16 protein-coding genes and 2 tRNA genes are annotated in these 19952 nt (G+C 61.9%); 8 read left to right on the top strand and 10 right to left on the bottom strand.

Annotated elements, in window-relative coordinates; genetic code table 11:
- The first annotated feature begins 7 nt into the window (after positions 1–7).
- Positions 8–457 carry a C-GCAxxG-C-C family protein gene (locus tag C8D82_RS02430; RefSeq protein ID WP_116882679.1) on the top strand — a complete coding sequence of 150 codons (450 nt, stop codon included), beginning with the start codon at positions 8–10 and terminating at the stop codon, positions 455–457.
- An 8-nt stretch (positions 458–465) separates the two neighbouring features.
- Here C8D82_RS02430 and C8D82_RS02425 read toward each other — a convergent pair whose 3' ends face one another.
- The 5 genes from C8D82_RS02425 to C8D82_RS02405 form a co-directional block, all read right to left on the bottom strand.
- Complete coding sequence (locus C8D82_RS02425) at positions 466–921, bottom strand: SHOCT domain-containing protein (RefSeq protein ID WP_116882678.1); 456 nt, start codon at positions 919–921, stop codon at positions 466–468.
- 23 nt (positions 922–944) lie between these two features.
- Entirely contained in the window at positions 945–1949 is a 1005-nt protein-coding gene (locus C8D82_RS02420) for a tRNA dihydrouridine synthase (RefSeq protein WP_165832784.1), read from the bottom strand.
- A 1-nt stretch (position 1950) separates the two neighbouring features.
- Positions 1951–2697, bottom strand: a complete 747-nt coding sequence (locus C8D82_RS02415; RefSeq protein WP_165832783.1) for a sigma-70 family RNA polymerase sigma factor — start codon at positions 2695–2697, stop codon at positions 1951–1953.
- A 29-nt stretch (positions 2698–2726) separates the two neighbouring features.
- Entirely contained in the window at positions 2727–5696 is a 2970-nt protein-coding gene (locus C8D82_RS02410; RefSeq protein ID WP_116882675.1) for an AIR synthase-related protein, read from the bottom strand.
- Between the two features lie 155 nt (positions 5697–5851).
- The gene (locus tag C8D82_RS02405; protein ID WP_116882674.1) at positions 5852–6526 is read right to left on the bottom strand and encodes a type 1 glutamine amidotransferase domain-containing protein; all 675 of its coding nucleotides are present in this window, start codon (positions 6524–6526) and stop codon (positions 5852–5854) included.
- 162 nt (positions 6527–6688) lie between these two features.
- On the opposite strand from C8D82_RS02405, the gene C8D82_RS02400 reads away from it, so the two are divergent.
- A tRNA-Met gene (locus tag C8D82_RS02400) sits at positions 6689–6765 on the top strand.
- A gap of 11 nt (positions 6766–6776) precedes the next feature.
- Here C8D82_RS02400 and C8D82_RS02395 read toward each other — a convergent pair.
- Both C8D82_RS02395 and C8D82_RS02390 read right to left on the bottom strand, forming a co-directional pair.
- Positions 6777–8117: an MFS transporter gene (locus C8D82_RS02395; protein WP_116882673.1), complete on the bottom strand. Its 1341-nt coding sequence runs from the start codon at positions 8115–8117 to the stop codon at positions 6777–6779.
- A gap of 14 nt (positions 8118–8131) precedes the next feature.
- Complete coding sequence (locus C8D82_RS02390) at positions 8132–9574, bottom strand: mannitol dehydrogenase family protein (protein WP_116882672.1); 1443 nt, start codon at positions 9572–9574, stop codon at positions 8132–8134.
- A gap of 80 nt (positions 9575–9654) precedes the next feature.
- On the opposite strand from C8D82_RS02390, the gene C8D82_RS20510 reads away from it, so the two are divergent.
- The 6 genes from C8D82_RS20510 (at position 9655) to C8D82_RS02365 (ending at position 16247) form a co-directional block, all read left to right on the top strand.
- Positions 9655–9906: a hypothetical protein gene (locus tag C8D82_RS20510; protein ID WP_133245023.1), complete on the top strand. Its 252-nt coding sequence runs from the start codon at positions 9655–9657 to the stop codon at positions 9904–9906.
- Between the two features lie 6 nt (positions 9907–9912).
- Positions 9913–9989 (top strand) — tRNA-Met (locus tag C8D82_RS02385).
- A 241-nt stretch (positions 9990–10230) separates the two neighbouring features.
- Positions 10231–11262 (top strand): LacI family DNA-binding transcriptional regulator, encoded by a 1032-nt coding sequence (locus tag C8D82_RS02380; protein ID WP_165832782.1) that lies wholly within the window; start codon positions 10231–10233, stop codon positions 11260–11262.
- 19 nt (positions 11263–11281) lie between these two features.
- Entirely contained in the window at positions 11282–14719 is a 3438-nt protein-coding gene (locus C8D82_RS02375) for a DOMON domain-containing protein (RefSeq protein ID WP_116882670.1), read from the top strand.
- Between the two features lie 11 nt (positions 14720–14730).
- Positions 14731–15444 carry a type II secretion system protein gene (locus tag C8D82_RS02370; protein ID WP_116882669.1) on the top strand — a complete coding sequence of 238 codons (714 nt, stop codon included), beginning with the start codon at positions 14731–14733 and terminating at the stop codon, positions 15442–15444.
- 2 nt (positions 15445–15446) lie between these two features.
- Positions 15447–16247: a carbohydrate-binding family 9-like protein gene (locus C8D82_RS02365; protein ID WP_116882668.1), complete on the top strand. Its 801-nt coding sequence runs from the start codon at positions 15447–15449 to the stop codon at positions 16245–16247.
- Here C8D82_RS02365 and C8D82_RS02360 read toward each other — a convergent pair.
- The 3 genes from C8D82_RS02360 to C8D82_RS02350 are packed head-to-tail and all read right to left on the bottom strand — an operon-like array spanning position 16195 to position 19824.
- Complete coding sequence (locus C8D82_RS02360) at positions 16195–17112, bottom strand: apurinic/apyrimidinic endonuclease family protein (protein ID WP_116882667.1); 918 nt, start codon at positions 17110–17112, stop codon at positions 16195–16197. The two genes, C8D82_RS02365 and C8D82_RS02360, sit on opposite strands and share 53 nt — an antisense overlap.
- Complete coding sequence (locus tag C8D82_RS02355; protein ID WP_116882666.1) at positions 17109–18623, bottom strand: TIM barrel protein; 1515 nt, start codon at positions 18621–18623, stop codon at positions 17109–17111. The genes C8D82_RS02360 and C8D82_RS02355 overlap by 4 nt, the downstream gene beginning before the upstream one ends.
- Position 18624: 1 nt before the next feature.
- On the bottom strand, positions 18625–19824 hold the full coding sequence (locus C8D82_RS02350) for a sensor histidine kinase (RefSeq protein ID WP_116882665.1): 1200 nt from the start codon (positions 19822–19824) through the stop codon (positions 18625–18627).
- Between the last annotated feature and the right edge of the window lie 128 nt (positions 19825–19952).

Raw genomic sequence — 19952 nt, 5'->3', positions numbered from 1 at the left:
GGAAAACATGGCGGACAAAGCGGAACAGGCACGGCAGCTTTTCTTATCCGGCGCGAACTGCGCGCAGGCGGTATTGGGCGCGTTTCACCGGGAATGCGGACTTGACTTCGACGCCGCGATGCGGCTGGCCTCCGGCTTCGGCGGCGGGATGGGGCGGCTGCGCGAGGTGTGCGGTGCCGTTTCCGGGATGTTTCTGGTCGCAAACCTGCGGCGCGGTTATTCCGACCTCTCCGACAAGGAGGCGAAAGACGCGCACTATGCGTTTATCCAGAAGCTCGCCGCCGAATTCCGGGCCGAAACCGGTTCGATCGTCTGCCGCGAACTGCTCGGGCTGGCCCCAAAGCAGAGTGACGCCCCGGTCTCCGAGGCGCGCACGCCGGAATATTACCGCAAACGCCCCTGCGCCGACACGGTCGCTCTCGCCGCCGCAATTCTCGAACGCAACCTCGACAGCTGACCGCCGCTTCACTTTTTCAGCCGCTTCTTCTTGGCGGCTTCATACTCCTCATCGGAAAGGATTCCATCCTGATGCAGCCGGTAAAGGGCGCGCAGGTCCGTTTCCAGATCGGAGGAGGCGCTTTCCTCTTTTTTCAGCCCCGCTTCCTCCAGCGCATCCTTCAGGATGCCGCCGCCCATCTTCGCCCACGGCTTCAAGTCTTTGCGCGCCTGTTTCGGATCGAGCACGATGCCGGAACCGGCCAGACCGCGCCTGCCGATGCCGACGAGAATCCCACCGGCAATAAACAGAAACATCCCGACAAAAAAGATCGGAAAAATTCCGCCGGGATGCGGCATGCCGCCCGCCGCGATGCCGCATCCTCCGGAAGCAACCGCCCCGAAGCAGCAGAGGAAGCCCGCCGCCCCCAGAACCATCCCCAGATAGTAAAGCCCCTTGCGCGAATCGGAAATATCGTCGGACATCTTCACTCCTCCCGGTTCATTGTTTATCGCCGCAAGCGCCGTTCCGCCGCCGGATTCGCTTCCAGCTGCGTCCAGTAACTCTCCGAATGCTCCTGCTTCGTCCGCGCGAGAAACGCTTCAAAGTCCGCCCGCGTCGCCACCGCCGAAGCCAGCGCCTTCATCACACTGTGGAAACCGCGCCCCTTCAGATAGTCGTGCAGGATTTTCCGGGCCATGCGCATCGCGCTCTCTTCGCCGTAAAGTTCGATCATCCCCTCAACATGCTCCCGGATTACGCCGAACCATTCGTCGATATCCGGCGGTACGTAAGCGTCGCCCAGTGACAGTTCGTTGAAAAGCCACGGATTCCCCATTGCACCGCGCGCCAGCATCACCAGCGAACAGCCGGTTTCGCGCCGGATTTCCTGATATTTCACCCGGCCGGTCACGCCTCCGTTGGCGATCACCTGAACTCCGGGAAGCGCCTCGCGCACCGCCCGGATCATGCCGAAATTCACCGGCCCGGAGTAGAACGCCTCCTTGATCCGCCCGTGCACGGTAATCGCCTGCGCCCCCAGCTCCGCCAGGCCTTTCGCCAGCGCCAGCGTCGGCGCGGGGTCCTCCGCATCCACGATCCGGATTTTGGCGGTCACCGGATGGCGCGACCGCTCCGCAATGATCGCGAAACAGGCCAGCGCCGCGTCGAGATGCCGTCCCAGTTCCGCCCCGGCTCCCTTTTTCGCAACTTTCGGGACCGGACAGCCGAGGTTGAAATCCACCACGGAAAATTCGTACTCGTTGACCACATCCGCCGCGCGGCGGATGAATTCGTGATCCGCCCCCACCAGCTGCACGCCGAGAAACTCCTCCTCCGGCCCGCGCCGCAACATTCCGGCGGAACGCTCGCGGGCGTAGGTCAGCGACGCGACATCCACCATTTCCGTAAAGGCGAACCGGCAGCCGCCCGCCCGCGCCGCACGGCGGTAAGGCAGATCGGTAAAGCCGGACAACGGCGCCATCAGCAGCGCATTTTCGGGATAGAGAGGCATATCAACGCATATTTTCCAATTGCGCATGCAGCTTGCGCAGCGCCTGATTCTGAATCTGCCGGACCCGCTCGTTGGTGCAGTTGAGTTCGGTTCCGACCTCGTCGAGAGTGCGGATCGGTTCGCCGTCCAATCCGAACCGGAGGCGCAGCACTTTCTGTTCGCGTTCCGTCAGGGTTTCGAGCAAGGAGAGCAGATTCTCCACATCCTCCAGCTTGATCAACTGCTGGTCGGGAGCCGGCTCGGTATCGTCCTGAAAGAAATCCTGAAATTCGCCGCCGTCCGGATCACCGTCCGAAATCGGCGCATTCAGCGACTGCACGTCGATCTGGCGGCTGCCGCGCAGCCGGTTCACGGTCGCCAGCGGCAGATTCGCCGCCTCGGCCACCTCTTCGTCGCTCGGCGCATGGCCGAGAGCCTCGGTCAGCTCGTTCACGATCCGCCGGATCTTGCGCCAGTGGGTCTGCGTCCCGATCGGAACCCGGACCATCTGCGCCTGCTCCGCAATCGCCTGCCGGATCGCCTGCTTGATCCACCATGCGCTGTAGGTGCTGAACCGCGCCCCCCGGCTCGGATCATAGCGGCGGGCGGCGGTCATCAGACCGCGGTTCCCCTCCGACACCAGATCTTCCCATGGGAGCCCCCGGCCCAGAAAATCATTCGCGATCTTCTGAACCAGCCGGAGATTTTCCTCAATCAACGCCTTCACCTCGGCGTTCTTCAAGTTCTTTTCCTGCTTCGGAGTCTCCACTTCATCTCCTCCGGGAAGTTTGGAGCCGTTTAAATCTGGTCGAGCGTCCCCTTGTACTCCTTCAACAGGGCGTCGAGCGTGACGGTATACTTGCCGGACCTGCCGGCGAGAATCAATTCAGGTTCCGCGATCACCTTGCCGACCTCGGCGAACGGAATGCCCGCCAGCGCGGCCTCAAACGCGGCCTTGTGCTCCGGAGCGACCGTGGCCACAAACCGGCTGTTCGATTCGGAGAACAGCACTTCAAGGTCGGAGCAGCCCTCCGCCGGAACTTTCGCCAGGTCGATCTCAAGGCCGAGACGGCCCGCCATCGCCACCTTTGCAAACGCGACCGCCAAGCCGCCGAGCGCCGGCGACTGCAGCGAATTGACCAGCTCGGCGCCGGTCGCTTCGGAAACCGCATGATAGGTCCTGACCGCCTGCTCCGCATCGACCTTCGGCACATTGTTGCCGGTCGCGTCGAGCATCGCATAGTATTCGCTGCCGCCCAGCTCCGGCTTCGTGACGCCGATCACATAGACGAGGTCACCGGCCTGCTTCGCATCGAGCGAGACCGACTTGGTCACATCGTCCATCTTCGCGATCGCGCTGAAGAGCAGCGACGGCGGAATCGAAATCTTGCGGCCGCCGCGGGTGCTGTCGTTCTTCATCGAATCCTTGCCGGAGATCAGCGGCACCCGGAACTTCTTCGTATAATCGTAGAGCGCCTGATTGGCGCGCACCAGCTGCGCGAGCTTGTATTCGCCGTCGGGCGTCTTTTCACTCTGCACCGGGTCCGGCCAGCAGAAGTTGTCCAGCCCCGCCACCTTGTCGAGCTTGCCGCCGACCGCAATCACCCGGCGCACGCCGAGGTCGAGGCAGCTGGCCGCCATGTGGTAGGTGTCGATGTCGCTGTAACGCGGCAGAATCGCCGCCGACAGGATCACGCCCTCCTTGCTCAGGGGTTCGATCATGGTCACGGTCGCGTCGCTCGCGACGTCGCGGCACTTGCCGACGAACGGCTTGATCACGCTCAGCCCCTTGACCTCATGGTCATACTGGCGGGCCTTATATTCATCGGAGCAGATGTTCAGCCGCCCCATCATCTTCGCCAGATCGGCGGCGACGTCGCGCTTCGACAGGTCCGGCTCGTCGAATTTCGGAGCCTTCCATTTCGCGGTAAGCGCCATGCGCGGCAGCCCGTCGTGCATGAATTCGATGTCCAGACACGCGACGGTCTTGCCGTTGTACTGCATGTGGAACTTGCCGTCGTCGGTGAACTCGCCGAGCACCGAAACTTCGACATCGCGTTCCTTCGCCAATGCCTTGAACTCCTCGATCTTCTCCGGCGGAACCGCGAAGCTCATGCGCTCCTGCGCTTCCGAAACCAGAATTTCCCACGGCTGGAGACCGGCGTATTTCACCGGGGCCAGCGCCAGATCCATCCGGCAGCCGTTGCAGAGTTCGGCCATTTCGCCGACGCTCGACGAAAGCCCGCCCGCGCCGTTGTCGGTGATGAAACGGTAGAGGCCGCGGTCGCGCGCCTCGCGGATGAAGTCGCCGAGCTTCTTCTGGGTGATCGGGTCGCCGATCTGCACCGCCTGCACCGGGCTGTCCTTGTGCAATTCTTCGCTGGAAAAGGTCGCGCCGTGGATGCCGTCCTTGCCGATCCGGCCGCCGCCCATCACGATCAGGTCGCCGGGCTCGATGGTCTTGCTTGCGCCGGGCACGCCGTGCACCGTCTTGGGCAGAGTTCCGACCGTGCCGCAGTAGACCAGCGGCTTGCCGATGTAACGCGGATCGAAATACTCCCAGCCGTTGCCGTACGGGATGCCGGACTGGTTGCCGCCGTCGATCACGCCCTTGTGGACGCCGTCGCGCAGCCGCCGCGGATGCAGCAGCCCTTCCGGCACATCCGCCTCCTTCGTAAACGGCGAACCGAGGCAGTAGCCCCAGACGTTGATCAGCAGATCCGCCCCCTGCCCGGTGCCGAGCGGGTCGCGGTTCACGCCGACGATGCCGGTCATCGCGCCGCCGTAGGGATCGAGCGCGGAGGGGCTGTTATGGGTTTCGACCTTATAGACGAGGTCGAGCTTGTCGTTGAAATCGATCACGCCGGCGTTATCCTTGAAAACCGACACCAGCCAGTCGACCTCTTTGGCGATCTCCTTGGTGCTCTTCTGGATAAAGGTCTTGTAGCAGGAGACGATCTCCTCTTTTTCACCGGTCTCGAGGTTTTCATAGTCGATTTTGGCGCTGAAAATCTTGTGCTTGCAGTGTTCGCTCCAGGTCTGGGCGAGGACTTCAAGCTCCACATCGGTCGGATTCCGGCCGAGACCGTAACTTTCGCGGTTCTTCGCGTTGCGGAAGTAGTTCTGGATCGCCTTCATTTCGTCGAGAGAGAGCGCGAGCGTCCCCTTGCGGCTCAGCTCCATCAGCCCCTCGTCCGAAACCTCAAGATCGTATTCGCGGACCTGACCGCCGCCCTGCCCGGAAACCAGCGGCAGGTTCAGCGGAATCCCGCCGGCGGCCTCTTCGCCCGACATCACCAGCACCGACTGGATCAGCTCGTTCGCCAGCAGCTTCGAACCGATCGTCTCGGCCTCGGCGCGGGTCAGTTTCGGCCCGTAGAACAGATACTCGGTCGAACTGAACACATGCTCATCCTCGCGCAGCTTGCGGCCGACGATGTCGCCCACCGCCGAACGGGCGGAACGCCCGACGTTGTCGGTCACGCCCGGCTTGAAGCCGACCACCACCAGAAACTGGCACTCCGGGAGCGGCTGGAAATTCTCGGATTTGGCCGCGCCGGAACGCCATCCCTGCAGAACCGGATTGTAGAGCAGCGACGCGACCTTGCGCACTTCCGGCTCCGTCAGCGAAGCGCTGACCGTGTAGACGTCGCGGCTCCAGACTTTTTCGACCGGATAGCCGAAGAATTTTTCAACTTGCTTTTTGACCCCCTCGCCGCGGGCATCGCGCCACTGCGGCAACGGCGAAATCTCAATCCGATAATTCATCAACCAAAACCTTTCCCATGACGGTGTAAGAATCCAAATAAGTTCACGGGTAATTTACACCCGTTTCCCTTCGGATACAAACCGGGAAAGGGAAAATCCCCCCGGAAATCCCCTTTTCCGTCAGAACAAATCCACTCCGGCCGGACCGGACCGGATCAGCGCAGCAGTTTCAGCAGCAATTCCGCGGTCTTCCCGGCGGATTGCGGATTCTGCCCCGTGACCAGCTTGCCGTCCGCAATCGCGAACTCGCTCCAGTCGCCGCCTTTACGGTACTCCGCGCCCAGCTTCCGCAACCGGTCCTCCAGCAGGAAGGGAACGATCCGGTTCAAGCCCACCAGAATTTCCTCCGAATCGGAAAACCCGGTGACCTTCCGCCCCCGCACCAGCGCCGAGCCGTCCGGCATCCGGGCCGCAAGCAGCGCCGCCGGGCCGTGACACACCGCCGCGACCGGCTTATCCTGCGCGACGAACTCCTCCAGCAACGCGGCGTTGACCGGATCGGCCGCCAGATCCCACATCGGCCCGTGTCCGCCGGGATAAAAAAGCGCAACAAAATCGGCGGCGCGGCAATCCGCCAGCCGGACTGTTTTACCCAGCACCGTTTCACCCGCCTCCCCGAACCGGCAGACGGACGGGGAGCTGTTCTCCGGCTGCATGCTCTTCGGATCGATCGGCACACACCCTCCCGCCGGGCTGGCCACCGTCACCTCAAAGCCCGCATCGAGGAATGCATAATACGGCGTGGTGAACTCCTCCATCCACAATCCCGTCTCATGACCGGAATCTCCCAGAGAACCGTGCGACGTAACCACCATCAGAATCTTTTTCATACTCTCTCCTCCTTATGATAATCCCGCGAGTTCTCCTGATTGAGAACTCCTCGTTTTTCTTCGACATTCACCCGATTTCTCCGGAAACAGCGGAGATTTTTCGTTTTTTTTACAAAATTGAGCTTGCAAAAAAACGAAAGCCGGTTATTTTATGCGAACAGTGGCGGCTTAGCTCAGTTGGTTAGAGCGTCGGAATCATAATCCGCAGGTCCCTGGTTCGAATCCTGGAGCCGCTACCATTTTTTTGCTTTCATATCTCCGGGCGGCGTTTTCCCGGGCTCTCCTTTGAATTGCGGACGCGTGAACCGATCAGCGCGTAAAAGAGAATGACCAGTTCACAGAAGATCACAATCAGCCACGTCCAGCGCCACGTGCCGAACAGGTCGGCCGCAATCCCCTGCAGAACCGGAAACACCGCGCCGCCGAAAACTCCCATCATGAAAATGCCGGAGGCCTTCGCCGTGTATTTTTCGAGTCCCTGAACGGAAAGGGTAAAGATACAGCTCCACATCACCGATTGGAAAAAACCGAGCAAGGCAATCAGCCAGAGATTGTTGCTTCCGACCGCGACGGTCATCAGCACGATCGCGGCCAGAGTCACCGTCGTCAGCTGAATACGCGGCGAGATTCGGTTCATGGTGCTGGAAATCATGCGTCCGACCATCATGCCGCCCCAGTAGATGGTCGCGAGCATTGCGGGAATGCCGAGATCAAGCTCGCCGATCATCAGCCGCTTTCTCCCGAAAAAGCTCAGCGCTTCGCCGTTGCCGCCCATCTCCAGCGCATGCAGATTGATGTTCGAGCCGACCGCCACCTCCGCTCCCACATAGAAGAAGATCGCGACCACGCCGAGCGTGAAATGCCGGAACGACCAGATGCTGCGTTCCAGACGCTCGCCTTCTGCCGCCCGAGTGTTCGACAGATCGGGGATGTACATGCGCATCGTCGTCAGCGTGGTGATCACGACGAAAACCGCCAGAATCAGGAACGGCGCCATCAGCTGGCGTACTTCGACCTCCTCGATCGCCCGTCCTCCGAAAATCAGCGTGGTGACGAAAAAGGGAGCGATCATCGTGCCGAAGGAGTTGATCGCACATACGATATTCATCCGCTGCACGGACTGCGTTCCCGGCAGCTCGTAGGCGGAGATATAGGGATTGATCACCACCTGCGACAGCGCCGCCGCCGTCCCCATCAGGAACGAGCCGGTCAGGAATATGAAGTATCCGCCCGGCACATGCGCTGCACCGATGCCGACCACCGCCGCCGGAAACGTGACCGTGAACCAGGACGAAGCCCAGAACATCGCCAGCCCGGCGATCATGAAGCCCAGCGAACGCAGCAGCGTCCGTTTATAGCCGACCCGGTTGATCCAGCGTCCGCCGAAAGGACTGCAGATCAGGTAACCCAGAAAGAAAAAGAAGGAAATCAGGGTTACGAACGTATTTTTCAGGGCTCCCGCATCCGCCAGAAAAGCGATTTTCAGCGGGCCCTGACACTGGCCGTTGACCGTCGTCAGAAACCCCACGATAAAGTAGATGAAGGTCAATACGACGAACGGGCCAAGTTTGTCGGCGCTGCGCGTTTCCATGGTCGGACTCCCGGTCAGGACCGCAGAACCGCTTCAAGCACCGGGGAAACGCCCTTTTCTTCCAACTCCTTTACCATCTTCCGGTAAAGCACCGGGAAGCGGGCGTCGCCGCGCAGATCGACGGAAGCGAACGGCGACAATCCCAGAAAGACATCCGGATCGGCGGAAGCGATCAGCTTGCGGTCCTCTTCGGTCAGCCACGGCTCGTCGACCGTATAAGGTGCGCCGTTGTCGTCCGTTCCGTGCTTCAGGTAGCGGCGGTATGCGGCGGCGAAGAACGCGACACGGGTCAGGTCCGCCTTATCCCGCAGCATCTTGCCCAGATTGGGCATGATGTACACCGGAATCTTGGAGACGCCGTCGAAGCAGAGCCGCGCCAGCTGGTCGCTGACGGAGCGGTTGCCGAACCGTTCGATCAAGGTCTGCTTATATTCGTCAAGGTTGACCGTCCCCGGTGCCGGGACATAGGGAGTGATATCCTTATCCATGAAGTCACGCAGATAGCGGGCGAACCGTTCATCGTGCATCGCGTCATCCACCTTGCGGTATCCCGTCAGAAACGCGGGATAGGAGAGCATCGTATGCGATGCATTCAAAAGGCTGAGCTTCATATTCTCGAAGGCGGTCACATCGCCGGTGAATTCCACGCCGACCCGCTCCCACGCCGGGCGGCCCGCCGCGAATTTATCCTCGATCACCCACTGAATGAAATCCTCGCAATAGACCGGCGCGGCATCGTCGGTGCCGTTGGAGGCATTCAGCCGCTCACGGTCGGCGGGGAGCACGGCGGGAGTGATCCGGTCGACCATCGAATTCGGGAAAGTCACATTGGCCGCCACCCACCCGGCCAGCGCCGTATCCTGCGCTTCAAAAAAGGCCGTAAACGCGCGGCGCGCCGTACTGCCGTTGTGCTGCAGATTGTCGCAGGAGAGAATCGTAACCGGCCCGCCGCCCGACTCCATGCGGCGGCGCAGCCCCGCCGCGACAAAACCGAACACCGTCGACGGAGCGGCGGGATGCTTCAGGTCATGCTGCACGCCTTCGTTCGCAAGGATGAATTCTCCCGTCGATTTATCCAGATTATAACCGCCTTCGGTGATGGTCATCGTGATGATCCTGATCGCGGGATCGGCCAGCTTCGCAATCACGGCGCCGGGGTCTTCCACGCTCCACAGCAATTCGACCAGCGAACCGATGAGGAACGCCTGATCCCGTCCGTCGCGGCCGCAGACCGTCAGCGTGTACTCGCCCCGCTGACCGCGCAGCGCCTCCACCAGTTTTTCGTCCGAGGGCAACAGTGCGATGCCGCAGATTCCCCAATTGTGCTGGTCGGGGTATTCGAGCAGCAAATCGGTATAATATTCTTCGTGGGCGCGATGGAAGTTACCGACTCCGATGTGCGCGATGCCGGCCTTGACATTCCGGCGGTCATACTTGAATTTTTCAACAGTGTTCATAACCATGCCTCTCCTCTTTTCCGCATACGCGGTACGGTAATTCTGTTTTCCTCAAAAATTCTCCGTAGTATGAATGTACAATGCCGATTGCGATCTTTCAAGTCCTCTTCCAGACCAATACCGGTTCTGAATATGCAACTTATTTTCCTTCAAGCTATTCCACTCCATGTCCGCTCTTCGGATTTTCCGGTGTTTTTCATCCCTGCACGGAAAATACCCGGCAATTCGGCGCGGCGGCCTCTCTAACCGCTCCTGAGAGCTTATCCCTAAATAATGGCGAATTTTTCCGCTCCCCGGACTTGCAAAATCCGGGAACACGGATTATTTTATAAAACAGTGGCGGCTTAGCTCAGTTGGTTAGAGCGTCGGAATCATAATCCGCAGGTCCCTGGTTCGAATCCTGGAGCCGCTACCACTTTTCAGATTTTACGAGGTCCGAATTTCAATCGCGGTCTGTTTTGCGCGGGTTCGACGAATGTTGCGCACGACAGGCAGGTTACTTGAAATTGGGATTTTTTTTTGTCCTTTTTGCCGCTTTCAACTGCCGCATTGCCGATTTTTCAAAAAAATTTTCCTCCTCTCTTGACATTTCGTTGCAAGTTTGGTATAATTAAAATATAGAACGTTTCATGAATCGTTACAAGGATTTCTTTACAATGGCTCAGACTCAGACGGTGAAATTGAAGGATATCGCGGACCGGGCGGGAGTTTCCGTCGCAGCGGTTTCGGCGGCGCTGAACGGAACGGGCACGGTTTCAGCGGCGATGCGCGAACGGGTGCGCAAGGTGGCTCAGGAGATGAACTATGAACCCAATTTCGCCGCCAAGCTGTTGAAGCAAAAGCAGAACAACGACCTCGGGCTGATCGTCAGCGACATCCCGGAGCGGATTTTCGGTTCCGGCTATTTCATGCCGATGATCTCCTGCTTCATCCGTCAGTGCGAAGAGCTGGGCCTGCGCTGCCAGATCGAATACTACGACCTGAGCAAAGCGGAAAAACTTCCGGCGCTGCTGACCAACGGCCTCGCAGGAGGCGTGCTGCACGGCGGAGTGATCTCCCCGGCGCTGCGCGAATGGCTGAAAAAGAACCCGGAATTTCCGTTCGTCGCCTTCGAGGAGGAGGCCGAATACAACATCATGTCCGACTACTCCCTCTCGTTCTACAAGGCGGTGCAATATCTGGTGGCGCTCGGCCATCGCCGGTTCGGGCTGGCCGGAGGCCCGCTGCAGTACCGCCGCCAGCAGCAGATCGAAGACGGATTCCTGCGGGCAGTCCGGGAGTTCGGGCTGGAATCCCGGCCGGAATGGAATGCCCGGTTCGCACTCGCCAGCGACGCCGACACCCTGAGCGAGGCGGTCGGATGGGGCCGCGCGCTGTTCCACCGCCCCGACCGCCCCTCCGCGCTGGTCTGTACCGACGGGCGCGCGGCGCGCGGCATCCTGTACGCCGCCTGCGAAACCGGCGTCCGGGTGCCGGAGGAGCTGAGTTTGCTGGCCTGCAGTTCCCAGACCGAGGCGGAACAGAGCTTTCCCGCCGTCAGTTCGATCGCATGGAATGCGCCGGAAGCACTTTTCAAAGGAGTCTATCTGCTGCGCAGCCTGATGGAGCACCGCCCGCTCCTTGAACACACCATCGAAATCGAACCGGTGATGACGCTGCGAAAAACCACCGGAAAACATTCCGCCTAACCCCGAGGAGTCCTGCAACATGATTTTCCCCCGTTCCGTATCGCTGACGGCCGCCATTCTGTCGGCCTGCGCACTTGGCGCCGCCGAACCGTCAGCCTCCATTCCGCCGCTTTCGGCACCGGTCACGCTGGACGGCAAGCTGTCGCCCGGCGAGTGGGACGACGCGGCGGTCCTCCGGCGGATCTTCAAGCTCAACAACCGGATTCCCGGCATTCCGGCCACCGAGTTCCGGGCCAAATATACGCCTGAGGCCCTGTACGTCGCCGCGATCGGCACGGAACCGGACCGCAGCCTGCCGCAATCGGTCCGCCGCGGCTGGGACGACCTGCTCTTTCACACCGACGACGCGTTCAGCGTGATCCTCGGCCAGCCCGATGCCAACGTCGCGGTGCAGGAGGCGATCAATATGGGCGGTTACGAGGGGGCGATGGGCGGCAGGGCGGCGCCTGCCGACTTCTATTACACCTACACCGTCAATGCCGCCGGGAGCTGCCAGCGAATGTTCAATGAAATGCCGCTGGAAAAGGCGCTGTTCGAGGCCGCCGCCGGCAGGGAAACGGGAAAGCGGTGGATCGCGGAATTCAAAATCCCGTTCCGGTCGTGCGGGCTTGACGATCCGGCGGGGAAGCTGCTCTACGCCAACTTCTTCCGCTGGCGGGCGCCGGAAGCGCAGGCGTGGAATCACAAGCGGTTCAAAGGGTACGCCGCGATGCCGTTCGGAACCCTTCTGCTGCTGCCTCCGGGGCGGGAGGCGGAGCGCACCGTGGAGAACCGCCCGCCCCGGCCCGCTCCCGCCGCGAAACAGTGCCGGGCCGAGCTGCAGTACAGCCCGCTCACCGGCGCCATCGTCGGCAAGGCGCACTTGACCGGCAAATGGGAAAACCTGACCGGTATCCTGAACGTCACCGGCTTCCCGGAGCTGCGGCGGCAACTGGCCGGGCGGACCGCCATCAACCGCGATGCGATCGTGCAGCAGGACGGCGAACATCTCGCCTATGTGATCCGGAAGCTGATGCCGGGCAGCCAGCCCGCCCGGCAGGCGGTTTTCACGGTCAAGGACAATTCCGGCAGAACCGTGGCCGAAACCCGGCTGGAGTGCCCGGCGGTGACCGCTCCCGAATGGTTCGGAACCGCGGTCGCCGGGGAGTATGTCAGCGAAAAATGCCCCGCGCCGTGGACGCCGCCGGCCGTGCGGGGCAACCGGGTGACACTGATCCATGACAGCTTTTCATTCAATGACTTCGCGCTGCCCTGCAATGCGGTGATCGAAGTTGCCTCCGACGGCGGCTGGCTTCACTTCAGCGGTAACCACACCCTGACTGCCGCGGGAAACGAAGCCCGCGGCGAGGCCCGCCTTGCCGCCGGAACGCTCCCGCTGGAAATCCGCAGCCGCATGGAGTTCGACGGCTTCACGGAAGTCAAGTTCCGGCTGCCCGGCGTCGATCCCGGCAGAATCGACGCGGTCCGGCTCCGCATTCCGGTGCCGAACGAACAGGCGAAACTGCTGCTGCCCGGCCAGTCCGTGCAGGACGCGGCGGCGCTCCCGCCGTCCGGCTACTGCGGCCCCGGCCGCCAGTTCTGGCTCGGCACCTACGACCGCGGCCTCAGCTTCAGCTTCGACACCGAACTGTTCTTCGGCAGGAATCCGCGCCGTCAGATCGAAGTGATTCCGGGAAAAGAAACGACCGAACTGATATTCAACTTCGCGGACGGGGCCGGACAGTTCGAGCGCGACACCGTGTTCCGCTTCTTCCTGCAGCCGACGCCGACCAAACCGCGCCCGGAGCGCCCGATCCGCGACCTGACCGAACGCAAGTGGGAACAGTGGAGCGACTGGCACGGTTATCCCGACACCGGTAAGATTCCGGAACTGCGCCGGTGGACCGACGAGCTGAAAAAACAAAATAAGATCGGCATTCTCTACACCTGTCAGGGATTGCGCGAGGACGCGCCGTACTTTCAGGAGTTCCGCAGCGATTTCGAGCTTCAGCCGCGCTGGCGCTACTACCGGCACCGCGGGCGCAACTGCTACGCGACCAACAAACGCGGCCCGGAAGGGGAACTGCAGCTCTACTACTGGGAACAGTTGATCGAACACGGCGGCGTGCGCGGCATCGCCTCCGACGGCACCAGTCCGGCATGGGGCGACGCCAATCCCGCCCTCGCCGAAGTCGACGCGCCGGACCGCCGCGCAAAGTGGGAAGAGATGAGTTCGCGCGTCGTCGCCCAGCGCAACTTCCTGAAACGGCTGCGCGGCCTCTTCACGGACACCGGCGAACCCTTCGCGCTGCTGGCCCACACCGGCGGCGGACTGGATGTGAACACGCTGAGCTTCTTCGACGGTTATATGGAGGGCGAGCAGATGACCCGCTTCAAGACCGGCTATTTCCTGCCCGAAGCGGTCTATGCGACCGGCTACAGCGGCCTGCCGTGGGGATGGCGTTCGGTCTTCTGGTCGAAACACTGGCGCAACTATCTGGCGCAGGAGAGTTCGCTGGCCTATTCGCTGCTGTACAACACCGAATTCAACGGCAACTTTCAGGCGGAAAACCCGAACTACGACCTTGAGCTTACCCGCGACTTCGAGCGCGGCAAAGGGGAGTTTCACCCCTTCTGGAAAACCGACAAGCGGGTCGCGTTCCGGTCGGAACGCGCGAAGATGAGTTTCCACACCGCCCCCGGCAAGGCGCTGATCGCGGTCAGCAACCTGACCACGGAACCGGCGGAATACGCGCTCGACTTCTCCAAACTCTTTCCCGACGGGGAGTTTCACGCGGTCGAACTGCTTTCCAACCGTCCGGTCACCTCCGCCGCCGTGACCGGAAAGCTCGCGCCGCACAGTTGCGACGTGATCCGCATAGATGCCGGAAAGATTCCGGCGGCTTCCGTTCCCCTTCCGCCGCCCCCCTCCCCCGCCTTCGCGATCGAAACGCCGAATCCCGCCGACTGGGAAGCCAACCTGAACCGCAAAACCGTATCGTTCCACGCCGGGGGAAACGGCTTCCGGCTGGAATCCCGCCCCGGTTCGCACGCCGCCGTCGCGACATTCCGGCATCCTTTTGACCGCGATCTGGAAATGGACCTGCAAGTGAAGCTGCCGGGCCGCTTCCGCTTCACCCTCGGCCCCGTGACCGTCGGCTACGGCAACGGCTGGGTCGGATACGGCTGGTTCGTGCAGGGGCCGGTCGCCAAGCGGGGAACCGGACATGTGTACTATCAGGTCCCGCCGGTCAAAGACCGTTTCGCGCCGCTGCGCATCAGCCTGCGCGACGGCGTACTCAACGTGGTCTACAACCACATGCCGGTCGTGCGGGACCTCAAGCTCGACCTGCCCGCCGGCAACCGGTTCACCCTCCAGACCTGGCACGACGACAAGCTCGAATTCCGGCTGGTCAAAGCGGCGAGCCGGGGAGAGAACATCATTCAAAGCAATCACATCCATCCGGTACTGAAATAAGGAGCACAACTATGAAACGGTCTTTTACCCTCATTGAGCTGCTCGTGGTGATAGCGATCATCGCGATCATCGCAAGCATGCTGCTGCCGGCGCTGAACAAGGCGCGGGAGCGAGCGCGCGCCACGACCTGCCTGAACAACCTCAAGCAGAACGGCACGGCTTCTTTGATGTATTCCAACGACTACCGGGACTGGCTGCCGCCCTGCGCGACAACCGCCAGCTTGAACCGTTCCCGCTGGTGGCAGCTGCTCTCCGGCTGGATCGACGGCAACAACCCGACTGCCTACTGCAATTACCTGCCGACGCCGGCGGAAGGGAAAAGTTCGATTTTCGTCTGCCCGAGCCAGGAGCCTTTCGTACTGCGCAAAGGCCCCGCCGGGGAGTACCTGACCTACGGTATGGTCAGCAACGACGGCAATTCCGGCGGCGTCAAGTTCAATGCGGACGGCAGTGTGAAATCCACCTCCTACCGCCATCTGCCTCGGCTGAAGAAACCGCATCTTGAAGTGATGATCGGCGACAGCCGCCGGGGGGAATGCACCATGCTCGACCACGCCCAGAGCTTTTTCATCCAGCACGGCGACTCCGGCAACCTGGCCAAGCCGATGACCAAGACGCTGCATATGCGCCACTCCGGGCTGGCCAATGCGGTGATGGTCGACGGCAGCGCCCGCGCCGTAAAGCGCGGCGAATGCAAGGACCTCAGCTTCAGCTACTGCCTGTGACGATGAAAAAGAGAGCATTCGCCTTGCTTCTGGCCGCCGCAACCGGCTGTTCCGCCGGTTCGGAAATCATCGCCCGGCGCGCCGCCGCCGAGCCGACGGTCGACGGACGGCTCGATGAACCGGACTGGAAAACGGCCCACTGGGTCACGCTCGACGGCAGCCGTCCGGCCCGGCCGCAAACCGACGCCCGATGGGAGGAGATTTACCGGGCCGCCGGCACCGTCGGCTACGCCCGCGAACAGTTCGCGCAGTCGGTCCGGGCGGCGGCGCTCTGGACCGCTTCCGGCCTCTATTTCGCCTTTGAAGTGGAGGATGCGGACATCACCGCCCGGATGAAGGACGGCGACACCCTGTGGCTGGAGGATGCGGTCGAGCTCTTTCTCGCCCGCCATGCCCGGCCCGGAGAACCGTTTCTGGAGCTTCAGCTCAGCCCGGCCAACGCGGTCTACCTCGTCCCGCCGCCGGGGAAAACGCTGCCGCGCCCCCGCACCGGCGTTTCTGTTGACGGCACCTTGAACCGCAGTCTGGAACGGGACCGCAAATGGACCGCCGAACTCTTCCTGCCGTGGGATGAGCTGGAACGCGCCGGCCTCGCCGAACGACCCGGCGCCGGAAACGGCGGAACGGTCGCCGCCGTCCGCTTCGCGGCGTGGGACCTGTCGATCTATTCGCAGCTCCGGCTCAACCGTTTCACGACGCCAGGCAGGGCCAACCCGGCCTTCCCGGAATTTTACCGGCCGCTCCGGCTGGTCAGCCCTCCAGCCAGCGCTTCAGAAGCCGGAGATCGGCCGCACTCCCCTTGACGACTTCCAGCACGTAATAATCGACGCCTGCTTCCCGGCAGGCGCCGACAAAACGAGGCAGGTCCATTTCGCCCGGAGTGTCGAGCGGCAGGTGACCGTCTCCCCACTCCTCAAGCGGATACCCCTCGCGGGTGTATTTGGAGGCGTGCAGGTGAACCATCCGCACCCGGCCGGTTTTCAGAAACGCGGCGGCCTCCAGATGGAAATCAAGTTCGAAGAGCCGGGCGGTCATCCAGAGATGGCCGGTATCGAGGCAGAGCGGATGGTCCAGCAGCGCGGCGTCGGCAGCAAGCATGTTCGACGCGCCGTAGGCGGGGAAATCGTTTTCGATGCAGAACAGGAAACTCCGGTACTTCCGGCGCAATTCCGCCAGGCGCTCCCGGACCCGGAGACGGCGCCTCCGGAACTCCGCGCCCAGCGTATAACGTCCGTTCAGCCGTTCGCGCGGCCCCATCGCCAGTTCAGGCCGGAACACCGTTTTCATGCACTCGTCATAGCTGCGGCCGCCCCCGAAGGCCGGAACCGGCCGGTCGGTCATATAGAAACCGTGAAACACGCACGACTTGATCTTCAGCTTGCGGAACAGCTTCACATTCGCCTCGATTCCTTCGAACGTCGGTTCGGCCGATTCCGCCGCCAGATTCCAGTTGAACGGCGAATTCAGCGGCCCGTGGGCGCTGAGCGGCACACCGGCGGCCGCCAGCGTTTCGATCTCTCCGGGTTCACTCGAATTATGCAGCTGCACTCCGAACTCCCAGCCGTAATTCTCCGCCGCCTCCCGGCACTTTTCCAAATTCTTCAGGCCGGTCTTGCCCCGAAACGCGGTGGAAGTCATCTCCACTCTGAGCTTTTGATTCGCATTCATGAACAGATATCCAATTCCCGCCGCAGCGCCTGACAGCTCTCGAAGGAGCTGCCTTCGCGGATTTCAAGAAACATCGGAGCGTGATTGAGCTGCCCCGCTCGCCATGCCATAAAGAGCGAGGAGAGCGAGATCAGCTTGCCGAACAAGCCGGAAAGCGCCGCATGGTTGGTATACGAACCATCCTCCTCCACCCGGATCTGGTGCAGGTGAAATCCGACCACCTCCCGTCCCATCGACGCATACCACTGACTCAGCGTATACAGACTCGAATACGGCGCATTGTTCCGAACGTGGCCGATATCGAGCTGCAGGCCGATCCGCGGCGTACCGGCAACCGCGCGCATCGCTTCGATCCACTCCCGGCACTCCTCCGGCGTGTATCCGAAGCCGCGGTCGCCGCTCTTGTGGTCGCGCGCGCTCATGTGCAGATTCTCCACTCCGACCACGATTCCGGCGTCCGTGACCGGCTTCAGCAGCGCGCACATCTTTTCGAGCATCAGCTGCCGCACCTCCGGCGCCCGGCGGAACACGCTCAATTTCACCCGGGGCGCGTGAATCGCCACCGAGTCACAGTGCAATTCCACCGCCAGCCCGGCGGCACGGGCGATCTGGACATCCCCTTCGAGAATGCCGTCCCGCCAGCGTAAATCCGGTAACTGCAAGGACAAATAGCGCCCGCCGCGCCGCCGCCACGCCGCCAGCCGGGTCAGCAGCAGCGACACATCCAGCTTCGCGATCGAATCATAACGGAATTCAAAGGCCGGCACCTCCGCCTCCACCGCCAGCGCCAGGGAATCCAGCGGCGCGGCCATGCCGGAGATGCCCAGATGGTTCAGCCACTCCCGGCGTTCGTTTTCCGGCCAGAGCCGGGGATCGGCGGCCGGGCACGCGATATCGCGCCGCGACCAGTTGCCGGAGTCGTCCAGCGTGAAAAGCGCCAGCGCGGGTGCGCCGCCGGCCGCCTTGTCGGGATCCAGCCCGCGCACCAGGCTGTACTTCACCTCACGGGTGTCGCTGTGGTAATGACCGGCCACCAGCTGGCCGATGGTTCCGGCCGAAGCGGCCTGTTCCAGCAGCTTGCGGTCGCCGTCGTCGAGCGTCGCCATCGGGCAATGGGTCACGGCCAGCAGATTCTGCCCTCCCTGCCGGGTCAGTTCTTTCAGAAGCTCACGGTCGCGCGCGGCGAACATCCTCGTCGAGCTGTCGAGCAGCACCACATGGTCGTACTGCCGGGGAGTCGCCAGAATCGCGGAACTGCGTTTTTTCCAGGCCGGATCGCGCATCTCCGCATTGCCGGGAGTCAGCAGGAACGGTATTTTCGTCTTTTCCAGCTTCAGCCTGATCCGCATAGCGGCGGCCTCGGTTCCGGTTCCGGTCAGGTCCCCCGCCCCGACGATCAGGTCTACTTTCTGCGCCTTCGCTTCCGTCAGCGCCCAATCCAGCACAGTTTCCTTTACGGTATCCGCCGCGTCAGGCAGATGAAGATCGGCCAGAATCGCTACAGTAAACATCTCACTTCTCCTCAAAATTGTCGCTGTCTGCCGGGGAATCCCCGGACCCGTCCGCCAGCATCCGAAGCCGCCGGTTGCCGCGCGGGAACCGGATCTGGAACACCGCCCCCCTGCCCGGCACCGACACGATCCCGAACTCCGCGCCGTGTTCGCGGCAGACCCGTTCGATGATCATCGTACCGATCCCGTTGCCGCCGGACTTGTTGGTCTTGAATGCGGTGAACATCGTATTCAGCTCCTGCGGCGTAACCCCCCGGCCGGAGTCGGAAAACTCCACCGTCAGGAAGTCCGCGTCGGAATAGCCGTAAATGTTCAGCGCCCCGCCGTTGCTCATCGCCTGCACCGCGTTGCGGATGATGTTGTAAAACGCCTGCTTGAGCTGCGCCGCGTCTCCCTGCACCGGCGGCAGCTCTTCACTGCCCCAGGTACATTTGATGTCGATCAGCCGCGCTTCAATTTCGGGGCGCATGAAGGTCAGCACGTCGATGATCAGCTGCCGGACATCCACCGGCGCGAAATTGGGTTCGCCGGGGCGGATCGCGCTCAGGAAACGGTGGATGATGCTGTCGAGCCGCTCCACTTCCTCCTTGCAGATCCGCACCATATCGGCCGCGTCTCCGGGGGGAATGCTCCCGGAACCGTCCACGGAACGCTCCAGAAGCTGCAGATTCAGATAGAGGCTGTTCAGCGGATTGCCGATCTCGTGGGCGACTCCTGCGGCCAGCATCGAAACGGCCTGTACCGTCTCGTTTTCCAGCTCGTTCATCGTCCGGTTGCGGCTCTCGGTCACATCGCGGATGATCACCGCCGCCAACCCCGCGTCTTCGGGATACGGCACCAGATAAAACTGCACGAAGCGACGCACCGGATAGAGGATCTCCACCTCCTGCCGCGCCACGCGCGTCCACTCCTCCTCGTCCTCGCGGAGGATGCGCCGCCAGTCCACTCCCTGCAGCAACTGCGAAACCCGGAGCGAGGTGATATCCTCCGGCAGCGCCAGCAGCTCCCGCGCGGCCCGGTTGAAATAGCGGATCTTCAACCGCCGGTCCACCACCAGAATTCCCTCTTCGACCGCGTTGAACACCGTCTCGAAGAAGCCGCGTTCGCGGGCCAGCCGCAGGATGTACGCCTGCCGGCTGTTCGCATCCAGGTCCTCCAGCCTTTCGCTGAAGCGGTCCAGAAAGTTTTGTTTCACAGCCATAGTCGTTCCCTGTTGAAAAGAAGCAAATTCAACCACACCTGTCCTAACAATTTTCAAAATGGCGTAATTTTCTGATTACGCCCCCTCATTTTCATCTATTTCACACCAATTCTCAAAAGTAGCCCCCC

This window comes from Victivallis vadensis, assembly GCF_003096415.1.
Classification (GTDB): Bacteria; Verrucomicrobiota; Lentisphaeria; order Victivallales; family Victivallaceae; genus Victivallis; species Victivallis vadensis.
This window is presented reverse-complemented; position numbering and strand designations above follow the sequence as displayed.

Excerpts from the sequence above, each read along its gene's own strand:
- C8D82_RS02430 (WP_116882679.1), top strand. The coding sequence starts at position 8 with ATGGCGGACAAAGCGGAACAGGCACGGCAGCTTTTCTTATCCGGCGCG.
- C8D82_RS02395 (WP_116882673.1), bottom strand. The coding sequence starts at position 8,117 with ATGGAAACGCGCAGCGCCGACAAACTTGGCCCGTTCGTCGTATTGACC.
- C8D82_RS20510 (WP_133245023.1), top strand. The coding sequence starts at position 9,655 with ATGCCGATTGCGATCTTTCAAGTCCTCTTCCAGACCAATACCGGTTCT.
- C8D82_RS02405 (WP_116882674.1), bottom strand. The coding sequence starts at position 6,526 with ATGAAAAAGATTCTGATGGTGGTTACGTCGCACGGTTCTCTGGGAGAT.
- C8D82_RS02410 (WP_116882675.1), bottom strand. The coding sequence starts at position 5,696 with ATGAATTATCGGATTGAGATTTCGCCGTTGCCGCAGTGGCGCGATGCC.
- C8D82_RS02425 (WP_116882678.1), bottom strand. The coding sequence starts at position 921 with ATGTCCGACGATATTTCCGATTCGCGCAAGGGGCTTTACTATCTGGGG.
- C8D82_RS02380 (WP_165832782.1), top strand. The coding sequence starts at position 10,231 with ATGGCTCAGACTCAGACGGTGAAATTGAAGGATATCGCGGACCGGGCG.
- C8D82_RS02390 (WP_116882672.1), bottom strand. The coding sequence starts at position 9,574 with ATGAACACTGTTGAAAAATTCAAGTATGACCGCCGGAATGTCAAGGCC.
- C8D82_RS02360 (WP_116882667.1), bottom strand. The coding sequence starts at position 17,112 with ATGAATGCGAATCAAAAGCTCAGAGTGGAGATGACTTCCACCGCGTTT.
- C8D82_RS02375 (WP_116882670.1), top strand. The coding sequence starts at position 11,282 with ATGATTTTCCCCCGTTCCGTATCGCTGACGGCCGCCATTCTGTCGGCC.
- C8D82_RS02420 (WP_165832784.1), bottom strand. The coding sequence starts at position 1,949 with ATGCCTCTCTATCCCGAAAATGCGCTGCTGATGGCGCCGTTGTCCGGC.
- C8D82_RS02350 (WP_116882665.1), bottom strand. The coding sequence starts at position 19,824 with ATGGCTGTGAAACAAAACTTTCTGGACCGCTTCAGCGAAAGGCTGGAG.
- C8D82_RS02355 (WP_116882666.1), bottom strand. The coding sequence starts at position 18,623 with ATGTTTACTGTAGCGATTCTGGCCGATCTTCATCTGCCTGACGCGGCG.
- C8D82_RS02365 (WP_116882668.1), top strand. The coding sequence starts at position 15,447 with ATGAAAAAGAGAGCATTCGCCTTGCTTCTGGCCGCCGCAACCGGCTGT.
- C8D82_RS02370 (WP_116882669.1), top strand. The coding sequence starts at position 14,731 with ATGAAACGGTCTTTTACCCTCATTGAGCTGCTCGTGGTGATAGCGATC.